A 22,548-nucleotide genomic window follows, 5' to 3' on the forward strand; every position below is an offset into this window, starting at 1 on the left:
CGAAGGTTACATGATATCAGCCAGACTTGGAAACTATCTCATCAAATTAGTTCCCCCATAGAACCTCCTTGAGCCATCTTGCACACTTTTCTCTTTTTGTCAAATTTTATGTTAAGAAAGATGTGACTAATGGATAGCTTAATAAGGGGGGCATCTGACAACTTTTAACGCCTACCTACTTATCTTTAGGCCTTTTTGAGATCAAAAAGTTCTGGGACTGGGAGTGAGCGGGGGGAAAATTGGGGGACTTTTGCCCTGAAAATTAGGTAATTGACCCCCTAAAAATGGCTGAAACCCCACAACCTACCCCTAGGAAAAACTTTTTGCCGCAAACCCTACTTATTTTTTGGCGGTTTTAACACAATCGAGGGTACGGACGATGGCAGCTGCCGCGTAGTTACGACGGGCGGGATCATTTGGTACAAAAGAACTACCCTGTTCGTTCAAGGGAGAGGCCACACCGCAAAATCCCGACATCTGGGTAATTAAACTGGCGGCCCAATGACCGGAAGTATCGGAAAAATTGACGGGAGTTTTAGTTTGGGCTAAATCGGGGGCTTGTTGTTGCTGAGTTTTCAGGTAGGTGGCGGCCTGTTTGAGAATCGCCATCAATTCGGCCCGGGTGATGGGGTCGGTGGGGCGGAATTCGCCGTTAGCTTTGCCGGCAACAATACCATTGGCCCGGGCCCATTGGATTTTTTTGGCACTCCAGCGCGTCGCTTCTACGTCGTTAAAACTGCCGCTGCTGGGGGGAATATCTTCTAGGTTAATTTTGGTGACAGTTCCCATCCCTTCAATAATCATCGAGACGAATTGTTCCCTAGTGACGGGATTTTCGGGGCGGAAGGTGTTATCTTCTTTAAAACCGGCCACTACCCCAAGGGCGATCGCTTTTTCGATCTCAGTTTTATAGATATCGCCGCTAATATCCCGGAAACTGGCCTCAGCAGTGGGGGGAGGAGTGGTTTCGTTGATAGGAGGTCTGCCGGCGGCTGCGAGAACTTCCGTTTCTTTGCCGCTAAAGTAGAAGTGGCCTAAACTTTTGCCTTGGAAAGTACGACGGCTGAATCTCCAACCCGGTTCGAGGATAATTTTCATAAATCCTGTTTGCATTCCTCGGGTTCTTCCCACCACTAATTCCGGTCTGCGGGCATCCCGGGGAGTTCCGACTAAGTATAATTCGCCATTGCGTTCCACAATACGCAGGATGTAATCTAGCCCAAAATCCCGGCCATCGAGACGGATAGAATAACCATTACTATCGGTGGCGCGGCGACAAATGCCGGTAAAGTCAAAGTTGAGAAGCAGCGGGTCGATCATGACGGGATTTGAGCCGCTTTCGCTCCAACACTTCTGTTTTCCCTGGATTTGTTCCAATACTAGCAGGTCAAATTTATTACCTCCGTAGGGACGAGCGATCGCTACTATCTGGCTCTGCTCGATGTCCTGTTCGTCAAAGTTGGCCGCTGGTGTGGCAGTTATGCCCAAGGTCATTAGGGCGGTTAGGGCGATCGATAATCTGGCTTTCATGATCTTTATCTATAAGACGATTTTTGCAGTAAAAATAATAGACGTGCTAATCCCAATATTCTAAGACTGAATGCTTCCAGTTGTTGTTCCAGACTGCGCCGGATTGTTGTCTGTCCGCACAAGTTTTCTCTCTATCTTCAATTTCCGAACCTATTGATCCGAGCAATATTCTGCTTGAACTGGTGGGGTGATCAATATTCATTCGGTTGGCTGTTGAAAGTGGCGAGATTTTGGCGGATTGTCGAAAATTTTAGCCAGCCATTTCAGTCTTAGGCTAAGATGGGGAGAGAGGCTTTTAATTGGCCGCATCCCTTGACTTCCTCACAGGATTTAAACCCAATAATTGCCTAAAAAATTGCAATTAATCGATTGAGGACTATCAGTGCTGCGGTGAAGATGTCAACATAGTTCATTAGCTCTGGTGAGCCATTGCCCTTTCTTTGGTGTGTGTGAGGTAAACAATTATGAGTAATTCCCCCGGCGATCCTTCTCCTCGTCCTAATCTTTTTCTGAGTATCGGTCGATTTGTCCGCCGGCCTTCTACTTTAATTGTCGGGGGAATTACTCTCCTAGGAATTACCTCCCTTGGCTATTTTACGACTCGTTATTTAGTTTATGAACGTCTCACCCCAATTTTAGACAATATCTTCAGTGAAATGCTGCACAGACCCGTCAGGGTAGGTAAGATAGAGGGCTTTTATTTTAATCGCATTCGTATCGGTAAATCGGCAATTCCAGCTACGGCCAATTCTGCCGATAGTTTATCTATTGATGCGATCGAATTGGGATTAAATCCGCTGCCCTTACTTTTAGGTCTGCCGCTGCCGGTTGATGTCAAGTTAATTAATCCCAGTATTTATCTCGATCAGGATAAAAATGGTCAATGGCTCGATAATTTAGAAAAAATAGCTAGTAACTTTGATCGGGAGGCACCCATTAGGTTAAATCTGGGTTTTCAGGTGGAGAAGGGAGCTATTACTATCCAACCCTATGCCCTGAAAAAACCGATAGAAATTAAGGCCGATGGTCAAGGAAGATTTATTGATAATCAAAGGCAGCCTCTCACCTACGATTTTAGCGCAGAAATCCTCAAAAGTCAAGTAAAAATTCAAGGAGAAACGGCGTTAAAAACGGGTGAAAGCCTAACTAATCTTCAGATCGACCGTTTAAACTTAAGTCAACTATTAACTTTAATTCCTAATCGCAATTTTCAATTAAATCAAGGACAAGTAAATGCTAATATTGCTCTCAATATTCCCAGTTGGGCAAAGCTAAATCAAAGTCAAGGTAATGGCAATTTTCAGGTGACAGATTTGGCGGGAAAATTCCAACCTTTTCAGTATCCAATTAAGCTAACAACTAAGTTAAATTTACAGGGAGATAAAGTATTAGTTGAACAGGCGATCGCAAGTATTGGCAAGATTAAAACTGAGGTAAGAGGAGAAGTAAATTGGCAAACTGGTTATCATCTCAAGGTCGCTCTAGAATCGGTGGATTTACAACAGCTTTTAAGAATTATTTATCTGCAATCACCTCTGGATTTACGGGGAGAAGCACGATCTACTTTTCAAGTGACGGGAAAACTAGATCAACCTCTAATTAAAGGAACCGTTAGCAGCAGCAAACCGATTATTTTTGAGCAAATTCCTATTCAATCAATAACCAGTAATTTTCAAACAAATCTCAATAATCTTAATTTAGATAAAATTAAAATTAAACCCGTCGCAGGTGGAGAAATTAAAGGGGAAGGAAAATTGCAGTTAAATATTCTGCAATCCCTGCAAAAAAATCAACCTCTTGACGGGACAAAAATGCCGATTAATTTGAATTTACAAGCGCATTTTCCCACGAGAAAAATCTTATCTCAATTCGCGACAATTCCCGCTAAAATTAATATAAATGATCTGCAAGCTAATATTAAAGCTAGGGGTAGTTTAGGACTGCCACAATTATTAATTAATTGGCAAATACCCACGGTTAATCAGTCAGGATTACTCAATGTTGCCGGGGAGGGTAAAGTATTTTTAGGGGGCAACAAAATAAATTTAACCGATACGGTCATTAAAACAAATGGCGGCAAACTACAGGTTAATGGTAATGGTGATTTTACCAGCAAATTAGTCCAGGCAAAAATCACGGGCAATAACTTTTTATTGACTCCTTTTGTGCCTCTTGTTTGTCAATATTTAGATAGTATTTGCCCCTACCTAGAAACCTTAGAACCCTTAAATTTAGAGACAGCTAATATTCAATTTAGTGGCAAAATTGACCAACTTAATATTAATACTTTAAACGGAATTGCTAACTTAGGAATTAGCGGTAAACAAGGCACAATTTTCGTCAATAGTCAAGTATTGCAAGGAAATCTTCAGGCTAACGCTTTCTTAGCGGGATTGCCGATTAATTCCCTATTGCCTAACTTACCAACCCAGGTTAAATTAACGCGATCACAAATTAATTTACAGGGTTATTTAGGGGAATTACTGAATAATAAAAATAATATTTTCAGCAGTTGGCAAGGTCAAGGGAATATGGAGTTATTAGTAGATAATAATCCTTTAATTGCCACAGCTAAACTGAATCGAGGTTTCCTGACAGGAACAGTTAACACTGGGGGAATTAGTCTCAATCCTCTAGTGGAAAATTTAACAGTTCCCGTCAGTTTAGGCAAGACAAAAATTAACTTTGCTGGTAGAATAAATTCTCTGATTAGCGGTACTTTAACGGATTTACAAACTTGGCGCGGAGAAGGAGATATACAGTTATTTGTCAATAGTCAATCTCTAAGAACGACAGCCCAACTGGAACAAGGTATTTTAAGTGGTATAGTTAATACGGCAGGCATTAACTTAAATCCGTTTTTACCCAAGATAAATATTCCTGTTAGTCTAGGAAAAACACAAGTCAATTTCACTGGTGCAATCAATAATTTACTAGCGGGAAAAATCCCTAATTTGTCCACCGTCAATGCTAGGGTAAATACTCGGTTGTTAGTGGATAATAATACGATTAATACTGATATTCAGTTAAACAACGGGATTTTTAATATTCTCAGTAGTTTAGAGAATTTTCAGACTAATATTCCCATACCTTTGAATATTTACCAAACCAGGTTTCAAGCAACAGGAAATGCCCAAACTATTTTCGACTCCCTGCTAGAAAAACGACTCAACTTAAGCAGTATCAAAGCAGTTTTTAACTCTCGTATTAATGTAGCTAAAGGAGAAATTAAAGCTAAGGGACAACTGAATAATAATTTATGGCAAAGTGATATTATTGCCGCTAATCTTAATCCCGCTGCCGTACTAGGACAATTACCAGGAATAAAATCAATCTCGATTCCTCACTTAGATTTTAAGGCCAATTTAGCGGGAAACATTCAAGAAATTTGGCAGGGAGTAACACCGATTCAGGTTAATAATCTTTCGGCACAGTGGGGAGAAAATAGCTTTGATGTGCGCGGAAATATTCTTTTAGCTAATCTTACCAGTCAACCTGATATCGCTGAGGTTAACTTAAATCTACAGGCAAAAACTGACTTTTCTACTATACCCTTAGATCAGATTATATCGCTTTTACCGATCGATCCTCGTTTGAAACCCAGAGAATCGACACTGACAGGGTTCGGAGAATTTCAAGGAAAAATCACAGGAAAAAATCTCTTAACTGCGTGGCAAAAAGTGGGAAATATACAAATCAAAGGAGATATAAATTTAGCTAACTTTAGCATTAATGATCGACCCTTTGAACCTATCTTAAAAGGAAGTATGCAAGCAGGAATTGGTCAAAATATTAGTTTAAATCTGCGGGGAAATCAGGACATTATTGACCTAACTTTCGATCCTTGTCAACAAAAGAATTGTCTGCTGCCCTATCTTCCCTTAGGGATAAATATTCGCCAAGCTTTTGGAAATAAGACTCCTTTTCTAGCAACAGCTAAACGAAGCGGAGAAAATTTAAATGTTCAGATTGCCAATTTTCCCCTAGAAATCCTGAAAATATCTCCAACGGCAGCCTATAATATTCCAGGGATTATTGCTGGACAGATGAATGCTAATCTAGACATCAATTTATTTAACTTACAGGGACAAGGACAACTAGAGATTAATCAACCTAGTTTAGGTAACTTAATTGGGGAAAAATTAACGGCAAATTTGGTTTATCGGGATTCCATAGTCCAACTGCAAGCGGGGAGTTTACAAGCGGGTGCAAGTCAATATAATCTGCAAGGTTTATTTAATTGGCAAACCCAAGCAATAGAAGCTAAACTCAGGGTAGATCAAGGTTATATTCAAGATTTATTATCAGTTGCTAGTATCTATGATTTAACCAGTTTAATCAACCTTTTCTCCTCGGAGAATAACCAGACTATTCAACTTAGTACACTAGGAGTAGGTAATCCCGAAGCGTCCCTAGCACAACAGGTAAATTTGCGGGCAAAAATTGAAGAAATAATCCAGCAATTAGCAGGTAAAAGAGGGGTAGTCGGGATACCTTCTGAACTAGATTTTCGCGGCCGTTATCAAGCAAATATAGCCTTAATTGGGACTTTAAAAAATCCCGATCTTAGCGTACAATTTCAGGGCAATCGATGGGAATGGCGACCACAAAGACCGACGGTAAATATTGTTAACCCTCTGGGAATTGTCACCACCGATACCCAATTAATTCCGATTGATGAAGTAACAATTAATCTTAACTTAAATCGTCAGTTGCTCAGGATAGAACCGATTAGATTAAAGTCACGAGATTCTTCCGTATTTTTGGCGGGTGATTTTTCCTTAAAAAAATTAGAGGGAACTTTTGCAGTGGAAAATCTTTCTCTCGATCTCTTGAGAAATTTCGTCCAGTTTCCCTTGGATGTATCCGGTAGTCTAAAAACTCAAGGACAAATTACAGGAACTTTATTAAATCCTCGTATTCAGGGTAATTTTGCCTTTATTGATGGTGCAATTAATGCCCAAAATATTAATCAGGATATAATTGGTTTATTTACCTATAATCAGTATCGTTTTGATTTGCGGACAACCTCCTCGGAATCAATCCAACTTTATGCCAGCATTCCCTATCCTCCCCTACCGGGTAATGATCAATTAAAAATCCAAGCAAAATTGGGAACCGATGCACTCAAATTAATTGAAGCTATCAGTCAAAACACCATTGAATGGGTTAACGGTGAGGGAGAGGTAGTTCTTTCAGCGACGGGAAGATTAGATATAAAAGAGGGTTTAAAAATCAAAGATTTAGAAGCAAATGGTATAGTTACTCTCGATAATGCCGCTATCCGCAGTGTTGCTTTTCCAGAGATTTTAACCGTAAATGGCCGCATTGGGTTAACCCCTGAAAACTTAACAGTAGAGGAATTACAAGGCTTGATCGCTGACAGACAAATTTCTGTGGTGGGAGTTTTACCTTTCTTTCAAGCCTTCAAAAATAATCCTAATCCCTTAACAATTAATATTCAAGAGGGAGATATAGCAATTAATGGCCTTTATCGAGGATTAATTGCTGGGAATGCTATGATAACGGGAACAATTCAGCAACCAATTATCGGGGGTAATGTGCGTCTTTCTAGGGGTAAAGTTTTTCTTCCTCGCACAGCAGAAATTAATCAAGAAACGGATAAACCAGTGAGTCGCTGGCTGCAGCCTCTCAACATTCCTCAGACCACCAATATTACTCCGGTTTTAAATAATTTCCAAGTGTCTTTAGCGGGATTATCAATCGAACAAGAACCTTTGTATCAATTTGATTTTAGTGGTGCTTTAACCTTGAACGGTTCGCTCACTCCACTGGAGAAATTACAAACCAATGGAGTGATTAATCTCGAGCGAGGACGGGTTAGCTACATCGATACTCGTTTTCTTCTTAACCGACGCAATCAAAATGTTATTGTTTTCGATTCTAGTCGCGGGTTGGGACTTTTTAATCCCTTTGTTGATATTCAACTGCGAACAATTCTCAGCGAATTTTCTCAATCTCGCGATTTTGCTATCTCCCGTCCAGGGGGGGATTTTCCTAGTAATGAAATTCCCGATGATAGCCTCAATCGCATTCAAAGGATCGATGTCACCCTCAGCGTTGAAGGGGAATTAAATCGCTTGCTACCAAATTTAGGTCGTAACATCAATGAAGTGTGCCAAATTCGTCCCGATAGTCCACCTTTTCCCCTAGAGGAAAACTATACAGATGCAGAATTACAAAAAGCTGCTAATTGTTTACAAGCATTGGCTTTTGCTAGAGGTGAAGATGAGGGATTGCTTAATACTCCCCTAGTTAAATTAACCAGCACTCCCCCCCGCAGTCAAGGAGAAATCGTTCGACTTTTGGGGGAACAATTGCTGTCAGTTTTTAATGGTTTACAGGGGAAAAATACGGAACAATTGATTCAATTTGGAGTGGTTCAGTTGGCAATTCCCCTCTTAGCACAAGGAGTCGTGTATGATGTGGAGAATGCGGTTAGTAATGCGATTGGAGCAACGGATTTTAATATTCTTCCCAATTTGGAAACCGTCTATCGAGTTAATTCCCAGTCTTTTATCCGCTTCTCCTACGATTATAATTTGAATGAGTTTACCGTCCGCTATCAAACCCAATTTTAAGGTAAGATTGAGAGATATAGGAGAGTTCAGAAGTTAGGAGACAAGGCAAAATTAGGTTATACTTCATCTTACTTGATATTCTATGATTATTCGCGAGGCTAAAGAAACAGATTTACCAACAATTATCGAGATTTATAATGCTGCTGTTCCCACTCGCAAGGCAACCGCAGATTTAAAGCCTATTTCCCTCGAAAGTCGGCGAGAATGGTTTAAAAAGCACGATCCTGAACAGTATCCCATCTGGGTAATAGTGCTCGAAGGTCGGGTGGTGGGTTGGCTGAGTTTACAGATGTTTTATGGTCGTGTCGCTTACCAAAAAACGGCAGAGGTTAGTTTATATATTTCCCCCGATTATCAAGGTCGTGGAATCGGTAAATTATTAGTAGAATATGCCCTGAATTGCTGTCCAAAATTGGGTATATCTAATCTTATCTGTATTATTTTTGCCCACAATCAGGCCAGTATTCGTCTCTTTGAAAAATTCGGCTTTCAACGATGGGGTTATTTACCTCAAATTGCCGAACTAGACGATTTTCTGGCTGATGTAGTCATTTTAGGGAAAAAAGTCGCTTAAATAGGCAATTCTCCCCATAGCTAGACTAAATTCTAGACTTAATTGAATATCAGTATTTTCTGGTTCGCCTAAAGATGATTTCTGGGTGAGAGAAAAGAGATAGTCTTCATGACCCTTCCTTAGCATAATTTTTTCTCATCAAGAAACTACTATCAAGGCTTAAGTTTTCTTACCAGACTCAGTTAATTTATCGATTAGGTCAAGCTGTGTATCGAGATCATCCCAGATATCCTATACTTATTTTACAGCGTTTCTCATCAAGATGAAGTGTAATCTAATTTGATATCGACCACCGACTCCCCAAAACGAGAACTGTTTACCTCATCATTAAGATAACTGCTATAACCATGAATAATTTTAAAATACTGCTCATCGGCTATGGTAATACTTTAAGAAATGATGACGGAGTGGGAGTGAGAATAGCCGAAATTATCGCTGAGGAGAATTTGCCTCATGTGCAAGTCATCGCTACCCATCAATTGACTCCTGAGTTAGCAGCCGATATAGCTGATGCTTCCCTAGTTATTTTTGTTGATGCGGTATTATCTAATCAAACTGATATCCAGATAGAAAAATTAGCGGCAGTTACGGAATGGAATAATTTCGGTCATGCAGAAAGTCCTGCTTCTTTATTAGCATTAACTCAAGCAATTTATCAACAAAGTCCCAGGGCCTGGGGAATATTTATTCCTGCTATTAACTGTGAATTTGGTGAAGAATTATCAACAATAACTCAAAAGTGCTTGACAAATGGGATTAAAGCTATTAGGAAAATTATTACTTCTGAGAATTTGACTGAATACCAAAAGCAGGACTTTGATAATCTTCCGGCAGATAATTTTCAGGAATAGTGCTGTGATTGCCATCCCGGAGAGCCTTGTAGTGAGGAGACATAATTTCGATACCGACTTCGTTACATTTATCCTGAATATTTTGATGTAATTCAGAATAAATATACACCATTTTGCTAGGATGATCGGTGTAGGCATTTAGCTGATAGCTGACATAAAAATCATCGAGACTGGTTTGCAAGACAAAAGGAGCAGGTTCTGAGACAATAAATTGGGTGGCTAAGGCTGCTTCTTTCAGGGTTGCGTGAACCTTACGCCAAGGTAAATCATAACCGAGAGTGACTGTGGTTTGCAAAATTAAAGGCTGTTTGAATTCCCGTTGAGAGACAGTAAAGTTAATCACATTAGTGTTTAACAGCGATGAATTAGGAATCGTGATAATTCTATTAGACGGTGTGCGAATACGGGTGACTAATAATCCTTTTTCAATCACATCTCCAATAACATCACCAATAGAAATTTTATCTCCTAGTTGAAAAGAGCGGGTATAGATGAGGATAATTCCCCCCACCACGTTAGCGATAGCAGAGGTGGAACCCAAGGAAAATAGTACCCCTAAAAATACCGACACCCCCTGAAAAGCAGGAGAATTAAATCCGGGTAGATAGGGAAAAGCGATGACTATAGCTAAGGCAATTATCAGCAGTGACAGTAAATTATAGGTTGGTTTTGCCCAATCGGGATAGAAACCATTAATTACTAAATTTTCTCTTTCCAATCCAGTGAAAAATGGTTTAATTGCTCTCAACAGATAGTGAGTTATAAAAACAATTATCAGTATAATAAAAATATTGGGTAAATATTTTGCTATCTCTTGGGAAATAACTTCCAAAGCACTAAAAAAGTATTGCAGAAAACCATCACCAAATTTTCTAGTCCAGGGAAAAAGACGAAGGACAAAAGTTAAATAAAAATAGAGAATAGTTAAAATAATTAGAGTTCGGATAAATTGCAAAACTCTTAGGGAAAAAATTCCTATTGTCCTAGAACTAATAATCTCAAAATTTTGGAATACGACCCCAGGAACTAGGGAGGTGATTAATCTCTGAATCTGGGGAAAAACCCGCGAAGATATAAAAATTATTACCCAGAAAATTAAGACCGTGGACAAGGTGGCACTTACCGTCAAAGCTGCATCTTTTAAGAGGTTATCTGGTTGACGTTCTTGACGATAACGGACAATGGCTGCTTTAATCTTTGCCAAAGCTCGTTCGGCCAATACTTCTTGACTTACTGAGTGTAATTTGGCATCTTTAGAAGTAATAGTAGCAATAACTGTATCTCCCAAAATAATCGAAGGGTTTTTGTCTTCAGGATCAATTTTTATCGTTAAATCTTCAGGAGAAAGAGCATCGTCATCGGCAATTTTTTCAATTCTGGTTGTAATCGATTTCGCTCTTTCTTGCGCTGAAAAAGAACCTATTCCTTGCCGAATCGTAAAAAGTTCTTGATTATCAAGCATGACGGGAAAAACTTCTCCCAAAGTTTCCAGGGGTGTTTCCTGTCCTTGTTTAGCAGGATTATTCTGGGCCGCTATCATGAAGATAGGGGATAAAGTCAGTAACAAAACTAAACAAAACAGCCCTAGGTAACGCCAGATTTTTTTCATCTTCTAAGCCACAATTGCACAGGAGCGATCGAGTTTAATACCTCTTTTTTTCATCGTAGCATGGAATAGTTCTGTGGATAACACCTGTTCCACGGGATAAATCCCAGCTTTTTGGAGTTTTGCCGCTAAGATTAATTCTGCCACGCTGCCAGTTCCCCAACCCGCTGCTTGAGCAGTGTTTTCGTGAAGCATAGTTGCTTGATAAACTGCTTTTTGCTGCCCTTGCCATCCGGCCACTTTGGCTAACATTGCTACCCCAATTCCCGAAAATTTATCGGTTACTTCTGTCATGCGATAACTAACTTGGGAAAAAAACTCAATTCCCCGAGAACTTTCTACCCAAGCATCGGGAAAAATATGGGCAGTAATCCAAGTTAAATGATTATAAAAATCGGGAATAGAACCAAATTTTGTGATCACATTTCGCACTTGAAAAGATTCAGCAAAAGTATAGGTTTCTGGCATATCAAACCAATAAACAACAGTTTTACCCAAAGGAGCAGGAAAGTCAATTACTTCTCTAGCAGTATAGGGTTTAATCTCTTGCCATTGTCCCTCAATCCAAGCTAAAAAAGGCTTTTTTAAACCGAGAAAAGTTGTCCGCATCACAGTTAATCCCGCACCTCCTGAACCGGCTACGGCATAATTTAAACGGATCGTTTCTACCCTATCTAATTGTTCGACTCCCTCCCGCACTATACTATTAGAAATACCGGGGAAAATTCCCGTATTAACCACGGCAGTTATTCCCGCTTTTATCGCTAATTCTCGATAGGGAATTAACTTTTGATAAAAAGAACGATGATCACTAACATCAATATAATTGACTTTTTCTTCGATGCAAATTTTTACTACCCTGCCATCGCGATAATGAAAGGGACCAGCACAATGAATGACTAAATCACTATTTTTAATTGCTTGTCTAAGCTTGTCTATTTCTTCTAAATCTAAAGCCAAAAACTGCATTCTTGGCAGTAATTTAATCGCTCTTTCCTTGCGTCCTGTGATAATAATTTTAGCTGCAGTATGATTAATAATATCTAGGGCGACACTTTGACCAATGCGACCAGTGCCACCTAAAATTAAAACAGTTTTTTCCATGGCAACTATCAATAATATTTGTTGCCCTAGTATAGCATACTCTTGGCAATTTTGCCTATTTTACAAGATGAAAATTTTAGAATAATCCCAACTTATTTAATGCGTCCGAGGGGCAAGAAAATAGTTAAAATCTCACCTTCTTCGGGTTTTTCACGCACAATAAATTTACCTCCCAAAGCTTGAAAAAGGTTTTTAGTTACCTTCATATTCAGACTTAAGCTACCCGTCTCTGGTTGAAACATTAAGACTTTTCCCAAAGCTTTGAAGGTAAGATTAGGAGATTTTACCTGAGTTTGGAACTGCATTTTTAATTGATTTCCTGCCGTTGATATATGTACTTGCAACAGGCCACCACTAGCCATACTGCGAGTACATTTTTCCACGACTCCATTTAACATTTGATCCAATAAATTCGGGTCGCTAATTACCGAAGGCAATTTTTTCGGTACATTAACTTCTAAATTGACATTGCGCCGTTTAGCTTGTTTTTGCCACCGTGGGATACTATCTTGAAAGACTTTTTCTAGAGCAATTGGAATTAATTGAATCGGTTTATCTCCCAGAGGATTAATACCCAATTCTGCGGCTCGGAAAATTAATTCCATGCGCTGAATTTGTTCACTACATTCTAAATCGATTGTTTCTAGATATTTCTGCACATCTTCCGTTACTTTTGCCCGTTTTAATAATAATCGGGTAATGGTGCGAATGGTGGTTAAAGGGGTGCGAATTTCGTGGGTTAAAGCGCGCAATAATTCCAAATCACAACCCGATTCTAAATTAGAATTATCTTCCTTTGGGGGAGTGATTTCGGCATTGATAGACGATTTCGTTTTTTTCAGGTCTAAGTTAGACTGGTTGGGTAAATTTTGTAGTAATTGGCGACTAAATTGGCTAACTAGACGATAATCCGGCGAGGGACTGCCATTAGCCTCGATAATTGCCTCTAAAGTCTCGATTTGCGGATAACGCAGATTAACTAATCGTTGCCGCAACTGCTGCCAAGCTTGCTGAGTGAGGACGGGATCAAAGGAAAATTGAAAAGAGGACAAACCCCACTGATCCTCGCCTAAAACCAGCAAAAGAGCGAAACTTTCGCTAAAAACCAGACAAAATCTTTCATTAGCAATCGGATCCGTTGGCAAGAGAGGCAATTCATGAATCTCCGTCGGGGAAACATCGGCGGCGGATTTTTCCTGAGAAGGCAATTGAAAACCCGGCCATTGTAAATGTTTTAAAGCTTTAACAGTAAAAACACCGAATTTAAAACCCGTTAAAGCCTTGCTTTCTCTGACTAAAGCCGTCGGACCGGAGAGAATTAAACCCCGACTGGCGGCATTATTTGGGTTTTGTAATAAGATATTTTCTAAAGCTGCGATCGCTGCGAACCATTCACTTTCCGCTTTCAGTTGCGAGCGCTTGAGCCATTCCGATAAATTAGGATAAAAAGCATTGGGGGTGAAAGTTTCCCGGTCCTGATGGTCAGTCGGCGGGAAAATATCGCTTAATTTCGGTAAAGACCCCTTTAACATCGTCTTCATCACTGACTAGATACAAATTCCTTACCTAGAATAGTACCCCCGTTAATGCTCATCCCATAACGGTAAAACCGAACTCTATTGGCAGTGATATCCGCGTTTTGATAGCAGTTATCTTAATGGTGAGGTACAAAGTCTCTGGTTTTTGGGAGTCGGTCGTCGATACCAAATTAGGTTACACTTCATCGGGGATGATCAGAAAGGCTGTATCAGTTAAGCTAAGACGCATTTAAACCGCTTATTCTTAGATTAGCCGAACCTCCCCCAATCCCTTTACTGTTGCCTTTTGCCTCTTGCCTCGTCTCAACAAGCAATTTAAATTACGAACAGCTTATCAGATCTGAGTTTTCAGTTTGCTGATCATATTTTTCTCTGATCCAGAGGACTTTTGGGTTCCCAAAGGGATAAGAACAGGAAAGTGTGGAGAATCCTCCCATAATCGCTACAATTTTTCTAGAGGCTAAGTCTTGCTCTCATTCAAGTTCTTTTGTACTAATTAAAAACCATGAAAATTCTTCACGGTACTTGGATTCCTGAATTAACGGACGAATTTATTCAGAAGGGCAGCTTTTATCTTTGGGGAGAAACTAGCACCCCGAAAAAGAGTCGCACCACTGCTAATAATTATCATCCTTTTCAGTTAAGCAAAGAAGAATTAACTAGCTTTCTCACCGGAGAATTAGGAATAGTTCAATCGAATTATAATCCTCTTAGTCGGCAATTTGTCCCCCGCTACTTTCTTTTACCTAGCCACGACAATCAACCTTTACCCTCCTTAGAATTACTGCGTTATCTAGAAAAAGAACCCCCAGAAAATAGCCAATGGCAATCTTGGCAAATTGATTGTTATCCCCTTAATCCTGTACTTAAACTGCTCAATGATCTGCACTTTATCTGTCTTTACAACTCCTCAGAGATTCAGTTAGGTGCAGATCTACTTTTTTGGTATCACTACAGTCAAGCTTTTAAAGAAATAATTCTCAAAGATAACTATATTCCTGCCTTTAAATATCGAGAATTAACCACAAATAACAAGAAAACCGCTAACTTTGCCATCTACCCTCTTTGGGAAATTATATCAGCAACCTACGAAACCAATCTCGATCGCTATCTCGAATATCTTCCCCGCATTTGTCTTGCTGGTGCTGAAAATCCCCATGCTTCACCACAATTATACGATCCCAAAACCCTACTCCGGCACTTCTCCGAATGTCTCCTCAATGAATTTGTCACTAATACGGCAATTCCTGCCAGTTTTGAGAAAAAAATTAGCGAGACAATTATAGGTGATTGCTTCTCTGTGACTAAGGCTGCTGGATTTCTGCAAACTGCCGCTGCCTTAGAAAAATATCAACAGTGGCAAACTTGGAGACAGCAATTACTAGGAGACCAAAATATATCTAGTTTTAGCCTTGGTTTTAAACTAACGGAAGCGCCAGAAAATAATATTGAACAGTGGCAAATTACCTTTATCCTCATCTCTAAACAAGACCCCTCCCTGCGATTAGAATTAGACGAATATTGGTATGCAGTCCCCGAAATTAGAACAAGCATACGAGCGCATTTTGGTCAAGATTTAGACAAAAATATTTTACTAAGTTTGGGTTATGCTGCCCGTATTTATCCCCCCATTTGGCAAGGATTAGAAACGGATAAACCGACGGGATTTTATCTCAACCTTGCAGAAGCTTTTACTTTCTTGAAAGAAACTGCTTGGATTTTAGAAGATGCGGGATATAAGGTAATTATTCCCGCTTGGTGGACTCCCCAAGGTCGTCAACGCGCTAAAGTTCGGCTAAAAACCACTTCTAAATCAGGCAAATCTACCCCCGTTAGTAAAGGGATTTTTAGCCTCGAAAACATCATTGAATATCAATATGAATTAGCCATCGGTGAAGAAACTATTAGTCAAGAGGAATGGCAACAATTAATTAACACCAAAACACCCTTAGTTAAATTTCGAGGCCAATGGGTAGAATTAGAACAAAATAAAATGCAGCAAATGCTGGATTTTTGGCAGAAATATCAGCAGAAAAATCCTGAGATGAATCTGATTGAATTAATGAAAAAAGCTGCCGAATCCCCAGAGGAGATTATTGTTAAAACCGATGAATTTTTGGGTTCTATGCTAGAGAAATTACAAAATCCTAGTCAACTAGAACCGATCGAAAATCCTCCCCAATTACAAGGAACGCTGCGGGAGTACCAAAAGCGCGGAGTTGCCTGGATTCAATACCTAGAACAATTGGGGTTAAATGGTTGTCTTGCTGACGATATGGGATTAGGAAAAACCCTACAGGTAATTGCTAGATTGATTGGGGAAAGAGAGGGAGATAATAATGTTTTACCAACTCTGCTAGTCGCACCCACTTCTGTGGTGGGAAATTGGGCAAAAGAAATTGAAAAATTTGCCCCCCATCTTCAGGTTTTAATTCACCATGGTAGTAAGCGCTATCAAAATGAGAACGAATTTCAGACAGTAGCTAGTCACAAGGATATCGTCATTACTTCTTTTACCTTAGTTCGCAAGGATTTGAAATTATTTAACTCGCAATCCTGGCAACGTTTAGTAATTGATGAAGCACAAAATATCAAAAATCCTAAAGCGGCACAAACTAAAGCAATCTTGAGTTTATCTGCACAACATCGTCTCGCATTAACGGGAACTCCAGTAGAAAATAGACTGCTTGATTTATGGTCAATTTTTAACTTCCTTAACCCTGGTTATTTAGGTAAAGAAACTCAATTTCGTAAAGCTTTTGAAGTGCCAATCCAAAAACAAAATGATCGTCTCCAGTCCACGGTTCTCAAAAAATTAGTGGAACCTTTTATTCTGCGTCGGGTAAAAACCGATAAGCAGATAATTAAAGATTTACCGGATAAAGTGGAACACAAACAGTATTGTAATTTAACTAAAGAACAAGCTTCTCTCTACGAAGTTGTCATCAAAGAAGTGGAAAAACAATTAGAAGAAGCGGAGGGAATAAAACGCAAAGGATTAATTTTATCTACCCTGATGCGCTTGAAACAAATTTGTAATCACCCGCGTCAATTTTTACAGGATAACAGTGCTTTTACTCCTGAGCGATCGCATAAGTTAGAGCGTTTGGGAGAAATGCTAGAAGAAGTAATTTTAGAGGGAGATAGTCTGCTAATTTTCACTCAATTTACTGAAATCGGTGACTCCTTACAAAAGTACCTCAAACAAACTTTTCGCTATAATACCTATTATCTTCACGGGGGGACTTCTCAACCAAAACGAGAACAAATGATCGAAGAATTTCAACATCCCGAAACAGAACCTTCCGTATTTATTTTATCCCTAAAAGCTGGGGGAGTGGGGATTACTTTAACCAAAGCAAATCATGTTTTTCATTTCGATCGTTGGTGGAATCCTGCGGTGGAAAATCAAGCAACTGATCGCGCTTTTAGAATTGGTCAACAAAAAAATGTTTTCGTGCATAAATTTGTCACTTTGGGAACCTTAGAGGAAAGAATTGATGAAATGATCGAGGAAAAGAAAAAGGTAGCTAATGCTATTGTTAGTAATGATGAATCCTGGTTAACGGAATTAGATAACGAAAGTTTTCGTCAGTTAATCGCATTGAATAAACAGACAATTATTTAATCGAGGTAAACCTATGAATAAATTTAGTAAAACTTGGTGGGGACAACGCTTCATAGAAGCATTAGAAGAATTTACCGACTCAGCGCGCTTGAGTCGAGGACGTTCCTACGCTAAAAATGATAAAGTCAAGAATTATACAATTGACGGTAATTTAATTACTGCTCAGGTGCGAGGTTCCATTAATCCCTACTTTGGAGTTTACAAAGAACCTTTGTATAAGGTGAGTATCGAGATTAAACCAATTACTAAAGCAGAGTGGTCACAAGCTTTATATAATCTTGGTTCAAGAGCGAGTATGATCTCTAAACTGCTGCTCAAAGAAGTTCCCGATAATATTGATGAAGCATTTAGCGATCTGAATCTGCACTTATTACCCCACAGTCAAAAGGATTTTATCACCAATTGTTCCTGTCCCGATTGGGAAAATCCCTGTAAACATATTGCTGGAGTTTATTACCTCGTTGCTTCCCAATTAGATCAGGATCCTTTCCTCTTATTTGAATTACGGGGTATCTCTCGTCAAAAATTACTGCAAGAGTTAGCAAAAACTCCTCTCGGTAAGTTGCTTTCCTCCTCCATCCAAGAGGAAAAAATTCCTCTTAACCCCGGGACTTCCTATCACACTAAACCCGAAACCATACCGGCATCAGAAACAATTGATCTCAAAGAATTTTGGCACTCTCATCACCGTTTACCAGAAAATCCTCAGTTAGTTAAATCCGCAACTATTCCCGCAATTGTCATTAAAAAAGCTGGTGATTATCCTGCATTTTGGGATAAGGATACCTCCTTTATCGAGGTAATGGAAGAAATGTATCAACGGGTACGCAATAAAAATGCAGGGATACTTTAAAAAAATATAAGTTTTCCTTTTGGGGAGTCAGCAGTCAGTCCCGATGTCAAATTAGGTTACACTTTATCTGGATCAGAAACGCTGTAGCTAAATTGCTGACTTTTTGACTTAGGTATCTATCCATAGGAGGGTAGATTAGAATAAACAGGTCAACAACTGACAGTAATTGAAAATCTACCCCTAACCTGTTAGTATTGTTATGAGACTGGACATAAGAGAGATACAATGGAATCCTTAATTATTGAAAATTTTCTGATTATTAAGTATGCGGAAATAGAGATAAAAAAAATTAATGTTATCATCGGTGAACAGTCCACTGGTAAAAGTATTATTGCTAAATTAGTTTTTTTATTTCAGACATTTTTGTTTTATCAAGTTAAATTATTAGTCACTAATCTTCAAGATCAGCAAGGACTCAAAAGGCACCTACAGAAGCGATTTGAGGAATTATTTCCTAAATACGCATGGAAAGAACAAGTATTTAAAATAGTTTATCGTTTGGATGACATGAACTTTTTGATTGAAAGATATAAGGACAAATCTGGCTATTTTAAACTACAATTTACCTATTCAGATAATTTTAAAAAGTTTTACAATACAACAATTAGACAAGTGAGTAAAATTGCCAAAAGCAATAACAAAGTCACTCAAGATATTTATTCAGATATGAATGATTGTGTGGCCAAAAATATTGCTGATTTTTTTCAAGGCAATGAAAAAATTTTTTCTACAAAGATTTTATTTGTACCAGCTAGTCGCACTCTTTTTGTTAAATACTTTACCAATAATATTTTTGCCTTTTTGTCCAATAATTTTGATCTTGATCCTCTGATTATCAACTTTGGCTCTAATTATGAAAATGCTCAACGCCTATACAGAATAATTAATGAATCAGAAAGTTTATTCCAAGATAAAAAAGATGATAAAAAACTTTATAATCAAATTAAATTAATTAGCGAAAAGATTCTATCAGGCAGCTATGCGCGCGTGAAAGATCAAGATTGGCTTTATCATGCCGATGGGAGAAAGATTAACTTAATTGATGCTTCAAGCGGACAGCAAGAAGCTTTACCAATGTTATTAATTCTCTTAGTTTTCTCGTTTTTTCCTGATTCCGAATCCAACCAATTTTTTATTGAGGAACCTGAAACCCATCTTTTTCCCTCCGCTCAAAGAGATATGGTAGAACTATTTACCTTACTTTATGCTAATAAAAATTGTCGTTTTTTTCTCACTACCCATAGTCCCTACATTCTCACAGCTTTGAATAATAAAATCATGGCGGCTAACGTTGAGCCTGTCAAAGCGGAAAAATCTTTAGGTTATAAAAATACTATTCAATTTCAAGATGTGTCAGCCTACACAATTAGCAATGGACAAACTCAAAGTATCTTAGATACAGAGGTGAACTTGATTGGTATCAATAACCTCGATGCTGTCTCCGATGAACTTAGTCAAGAGTTTGAAGAAATCTTAGAAAGAAAGGCTCAACAATAATGAATATTAGTCACTGTTCTGAATGCAATAATAATAAAATAGTCAAAGTTAAGGAAAATGGGAAAGAATTCATCGTCAATAATAATAGTCAGAAATTAATTACTAAGATAAAAATAGATAATTGTTTAATCATCGAGGGAAAAAGATGCGACTGGCTGTTAGAAATTGATAGTCCCTGTAGCTTGGCTCTTTATATTGAACTCAAGGGTAAAAATATTGAACAAGCTTATGATCAATTATTGTCAACTCTAAATCATTCTTACTTACAAGAAAGACATAAAAAATCTAAAAAAGAATGCTATATTGTCGCTTCTAGAGTACCAAAAGCTGGAACCAATGTTCAGGTTTATCAAGCAAGATTAAAGCAAGCTCATCCCGAAGTTAGTTTAAAAGTCAGGTCGATGAAAGCTGAAATCACTATTTAGGTTTTTCCCTCAGAAAAAAGCTGAACTAATTATTCCTGTCCCGATTGACAAAATCCCTGTAAACATATTGCTGGAGTTTATTACCTCGTTGCTTCCCAATTAAATATGGAAGAAATGTATCAACGGGTACGCAATAAAAATGCTGGTATGTTATAATTAGGTAGGTGTTTAAAATCGTCTAATACCCCCCTTGGTTAAAAGAAAATTAAGGGTAGATTAAGGGGAGATCAGCACCCCCCTTATCAAGGGGGGCAGGGGGGATCAGAAGTTTGAAAAAGCATTCTATTTTTTAAGACAAGCAGAATCTATGAACCAAGAATCTCTCAGCTTTGTCGATGGGAATGTCAAGTTAGCCGATCGCTTTTTAGTGTGTGGATTGGGTAGTCTCGGACAACACTGCGTCAAGTCTTTAAAAGAGTTTGGGGTTAGCGTTGTCGGTATCGAACTAATACAGCCTCCCAGTTGGGAAATTAATGATTTTCCCGATTTATTAGAGGAAATAATTATCGGTGATTGTCGTCAAAAAAACATTTTAGCAAGAGCGGGAATCGATCGCTGTCGGGCTGCTTTAATTGTCACCAGTGATGAGCGAATTAATGCCACCACTGCCCTAATTATTCGGCAATTAAATCCCCTTACCCGCTTAGTGGTGCGTTCTTCTAAAGATAATCTCAATCAGCTACTCAAGGAACGTTTAGGCAATTTTATCGCCTATGAACCCACCCAACTACCCGCCAATGCCTTTGCTTTAGCCACATTAGGCACGGAAACCCTCGGTTTTTTGCATCTCGACGGTCAGAAATTGCGGATTATCCAGAGACAAATTAGCCCCGAAGATGGTTTACTTGATCGCTTTTTAGGTGATTTAAATACCCCCACCCGTCGTCTGTTAGCACACACAGCCCCCGATGAACCTTTAAGGGCCGGATTTTATCAATGGTCCCCCACCACCACTATCGGGGCTGGTGATACCATTACCACCATCGAAACTACCTACCAAAACATCGATGCTGTCCGCCAGAAACCGTTAAATTCTCCCCAGAAGTTGCGGGATTTTTGGCAGAAATTCCTCAAAGAAATCCAACAATTCTGGCAATTGAGTTTTCAGCAGCAAATTCATCGGGTGGCTTTCCTGTCAGTATTTATCATTATCCTCCTAGTAATTATCGGGACTTTTCTTTTCCATCTCTACGCCCCGAGAGCTTCCTTTATTTCCTCTCTTTCAGGAACAGCGATCCTTTTATTAGGTGGTTACGGCGATGTTTTCGGTGGCTCTAACCCCGAAGATTTAAATGCGGTTCCCTGGTGGATGCAGCTATTTAGTCTCTTTTTAACCTTAGCTGGAACCGCTTTTATCGGGGTTCTCTATGCCATTTTGACAGAAACTTTATTATCATCAAGATTTCAATTTATCCCTAACCGTCCCCCAGTTCCCCAACAGAATCATATCGTTATTGTTGGCTTAGGTCGAGTCGGCAGAGAAGTGGCTAATTTATTACTAGAAATGCAACAGGCGATCGTCGGGGTCAGCTTAAATAGGGATTTTGATGGGACTATGCTGCCAAAAATGCCCCTGATGACGGGAAATATCGAAGAATCTTTAAAAAATGTCAATTTAGATAGGGCTAAAAGTATAGCGATTGTTACTGATGACGAAATCCTCAATTTAGAAGTAGCCCTAACCACCCGCAAACTCAACCCCCAAAGCTACTTAGTCATCCGCACCACCGACGACAACCTTAGTCAACAATTAAGTCAAATTCTGCCCCGCTCTCACATTTTGGGAACCAACACCGTAGCGGCAGAAGCCTTTACGGGAGCGGCTTTCGGAGAAAATATTATCTATCTGTTCCGTTGGGCGCAAAAAACGATTCTGGTGACAGAATACGAGATCGAAGCCGGAGATACTCTCAATGGTAGCTCGATCGGGGATATTGCCTACGGTTATCGAGTTGTGCCGATCCTACACCAACGAGAAAGGCAAGCCCCGAAATTAATGCCCGAAGATTATCTCAATTTACGCATCGGCGATCGCATTGTGGTGCTGGCCACCATCAACGGACTGCGACGGGTGGAACAGGGTCGTCGCACTCCCAAAACTTGGCGCGTGCGGGTGGAAAAAGCCTTTAACCGCAATATTGCCGCAGAAGCACCCACCGTAATCAGTCGTTTTTCTAATTGTCCCCTGAAAACCGCCAGCGATCTCATGGAAAATTTGCCAGCGACTCTCGGCGCCCCCCTCTACGAACAGCAGGCGATTCGATTAGTTTCCGAGTTAAAAAAAATTCAAGTTCAAGCATTGGCCATTCCGATTAACCCGAAATCGGGGTAAATGGGAGT

Annotated in this window: 13 protein-coding genes and 1 pseudogene; 9 read left to right on the forward strand and 5 right to left on the reverse strand. The window is 39.4% G+C overall.

Annotated features, from left to right (window positions below):
• Window positions 1-339: 339 nt before the first annotated feature.
• Window positions 340-1,530 (reverse strand): DUF3747 domain-containing protein, encoded by a 1,191-nt coding sequence (locus IM462_RS10505; protein ID WP_287701736.1) that lies wholly within the window; start codon window positions 1,528-1,530, stop codon window positions 340-342.
• Window positions 1,531-1,994: 464 nt separating this feature from the next.
• On the opposite strand from IM462_RS10505, the gene IM462_RS10510 reads away from it, so the two are divergent.
• Both IM462_RS10510 and IM462_RS10515 read left to right on the forward strand, forming a co-directional pair.
• Window positions 1,995-8,132, forward strand: a complete 6,138-nt coding sequence (locus IM462_RS10510; RefSeq protein WP_287701738.1) for a translocation/assembly module TamB domain-containing protein — start codon at window positions 1,995-1,997, stop codon at window positions 8,130-8,132.
• A gap of 82 nt (window positions 8,133-8,214) precedes the next feature.
• Window positions 8,215-8,706, forward strand: a complete 492-nt coding sequence (locus tag IM462_RS10515; protein ID WP_287701740.1) for a GNAT family N-acetyltransferase — start codon at window positions 8,215-8,217, stop codon at window positions 8,704-8,706.
• On the opposite strand, the gene IM462_RS10520 is transcribed toward IM462_RS10515, so the two are convergent.
• Window positions 8,686-8,832 (reverse strand): hypothetical protein, encoded by a 147-nt coding sequence (locus IM462_RS10520; RefSeq protein ID WP_287701742.1) that lies wholly within the window; start codon window positions 8,830-8,832, stop codon window positions 8,686-8,688. The genes IM462_RS10515 and IM462_RS10520 overlap by 21 nt on opposite strands.
• Before the next feature lie 221 nt (window positions 8,833-9,053).
• On the opposite strand from IM462_RS10520, the gene IM462_RS10525 reads away from it, so the two are divergent.
• Entirely contained in the window at window positions 9,054-9,557 is a 504-nt protein-coding gene (locus tag IM462_RS10525) for a hydrogenase maturation protease (protein WP_287701744.1), read from the forward strand.
• Here IM462_RS10525 and IM462_RS10530 read toward each other — a convergent pair.
• The 3 genes from IM462_RS10530 to IM462_RS10540 all read right to left on the reverse strand — a co-directional run bounded on the left by IM462_RS10530 (window position 9,484) and on the right by IM462_RS10540 (window position 13,799).
• A complete protein-coding gene (locus IM462_RS10530; protein ID WP_287701745.1) occupies window positions 9,484-11,166 on the reverse strand; it encodes a mechanosensitive ion channel family protein in 1,683 nt (560 codons plus the stop codon). The two genes, IM462_RS10525 and IM462_RS10530, sit on opposite strands and share 74 nt — an antisense overlap.
• A gap of 3 nt (window positions 11,167-11,169) precedes the next feature.
• On the reverse strand, window positions 11,170-12,267 hold the full coding sequence (locus IM462_RS10535; RefSeq protein WP_287701747.1) for a saccharopine dehydrogenase family protein: 1,098 nt from the start codon (window positions 12,265-12,267) through the stop codon (window positions 11,170-11,172).
• Window positions 12,268-12,359: 92 nt separating this feature from the next.
• A complete protein-coding gene (locus tag IM462_RS10540; protein ID WP_287715172.1) occupies window positions 12,360-13,799 on the reverse strand; it encodes a sensor histidine kinase in 1,440 nt (479 codons plus the stop codon).
• A gap of 511 nt (window positions 13,800-14,310) precedes the next feature.
• Between IM462_RS10540 and IM462_RS10545 the strand changes: the two genes are divergently transcribed.
• From IM462_RS10545 to IM462_RS10565, 6 genes and pseudogenes are all read left to right on the forward strand, one after another.
• Entirely contained in the window at window positions 14,311-17,433 is a 3,123-nt protein-coding gene (locus IM462_RS10545; RefSeq protein ID WP_287701751.1) for a DEAD/DEAH box helicase, read from the forward strand.
• A 13-nt stretch (window positions 17,434-17,446) separates the two neighbouring features.
• Window positions 17,447-18,286 carry an SWIM zinc finger family protein gene (locus tag IM462_RS10550; RefSeq protein ID WP_287701753.1) on the forward strand — a complete coding sequence of 280 codons (840 nt, stop codon included), beginning with the start codon at window positions 17,447-17,449 and terminating at the stop codon, window positions 18,284-18,286.
• 225 nt (window positions 18,287-18,511) lie between these two features.
• Window positions 18,512-19,783: an AAA family ATPase gene (locus tag IM462_RS10555; protein ID WP_287701755.1), complete on the forward strand. Its 1,272-nt coding sequence runs from the start codon at window positions 18,512-18,514 to the stop codon at window positions 19,781-19,783.
• Entirely contained in the window at window positions 19,783-20,208 is a 426-nt protein-coding gene (locus IM462_RS10560) for a hypothetical protein (RefSeq protein ID WP_287701757.1), read from the forward strand. The genes IM462_RS10555 and IM462_RS10560 overlap by 1 nt, the downstream gene beginning before the upstream one ends.
• A gap of 24 nt (window positions 20,209-20,232) precedes the next feature.
• Window positions 20,233-20,319 (forward strand): annotated as a pseudogene (locus IM462_RS21225) (SWIM zinc finger family protein); the annotation flags it as partial.
• Between the two features lie 196 nt (window positions 20,320-20,515).
• A complete protein-coding gene (locus IM462_RS10565) occupies window positions 20,516-22,540 on the forward strand; it encodes a potassium channel family protein (RefSeq protein ID WP_287701759.1) in 2,025 nt (674 codons plus the stop codon).
• Window positions 22,541-22,548 lie beyond the last annotated feature (8 nt).

Origin of the sequence: Microcystis sp. M144S2, assembly GCF_020246065.1 — a bacterium.
Lineage (GTDB): Bacteria > Cyanobacteriota > Cyanobacteriia > Cyanobacteriales > Microcystaceae > Microcystis > Microcystis ichthyoblabe_A.

Excerpts from the sequence above, each read along its gene's own strand:
- IM462_RS10505 (WP_287701736.1), bottom strand. The coding sequence starts at position 1,530 with ATGAAAGCCAGATTATCGATCGCCCTAACCGCCCTAATGACCTTGGGC.
- IM462_RS10510 (WP_287701738.1), top strand. The coding sequence starts at position 1,995 with ATGAGTAATTCCCCCGGCGATCCTTCTCCTCGTCCTAATCTTTTTCTG.
- IM462_RS10515 (WP_287701740.1), top strand. The coding sequence starts at position 8,215 with ATGATTATTCGCGAGGCTAAAGAAACAGATTTACCAACAATTATCGAG.
- IM462_RS10520 (WP_287701742.1), bottom strand. The coding sequence starts at position 8,832 with ATGCTAAGGAAGGGTCATGAAGACTATCTCTTTTCTCTCACCCAGAAA.
- IM462_RS10525 (WP_287701744.1), top strand. The coding sequence starts at position 9,054 with ATGAATAATTTTAAAATACTGCTCATCGGCTATGGTAATACTTTAAGA.
- IM462_RS10530 (WP_287701745.1), bottom strand. The coding sequence starts at position 11,166 with ATGAAAAAAATCTGGCGTTACCTAGGGCTGTTTTGTTTAGTTTTGTTA.
- IM462_RS10535 (WP_287701747.1), bottom strand. The coding sequence starts at position 12,267 with ATGGAAAAAACTGTTTTAATTTTAGGTGGCACTGGTCGCATTGGTCAA.
- IM462_RS10540 (WP_287715172.1), bottom strand. The coding sequence starts at position 13,799 with ATGTTAAAGGGGTCTTTACCGAAATTAAGCGATATTTTCCCGCCGACT.
- IM462_RS10545 (WP_287701751.1), top strand. The coding sequence starts at position 14,311 with ATGAAAATTCTTCACGGTACTTGGATTCCTGAATTAACGGACGAATTT.
- IM462_RS10550 (WP_287701753.1), top strand. The coding sequence starts at position 17,447 with ATGAATAAATTTAGTAAAACTTGGTGGGGACAACGCTTCATAGAAGCA.
- IM462_RS10555 (WP_287701755.1), top strand. The coding sequence starts at position 18,512 with ATGGAATCCTTAATTATTGAAAATTTTCTGATTATTAAGTATGCGGAA.
- IM462_RS10560 (WP_287701757.1), top strand. The coding sequence starts at position 19,783 with ATGAATATTAGTCACTGTTCTGAATGCAATAATAATAAAATAGTCAAA.
- IM462_RS10565 (WP_287701759.1), top strand. The coding sequence starts at position 20,516 with ATGAACCAAGAATCTCTCAGCTTTGTCGATGGGAATGTCAAGTTAGCC.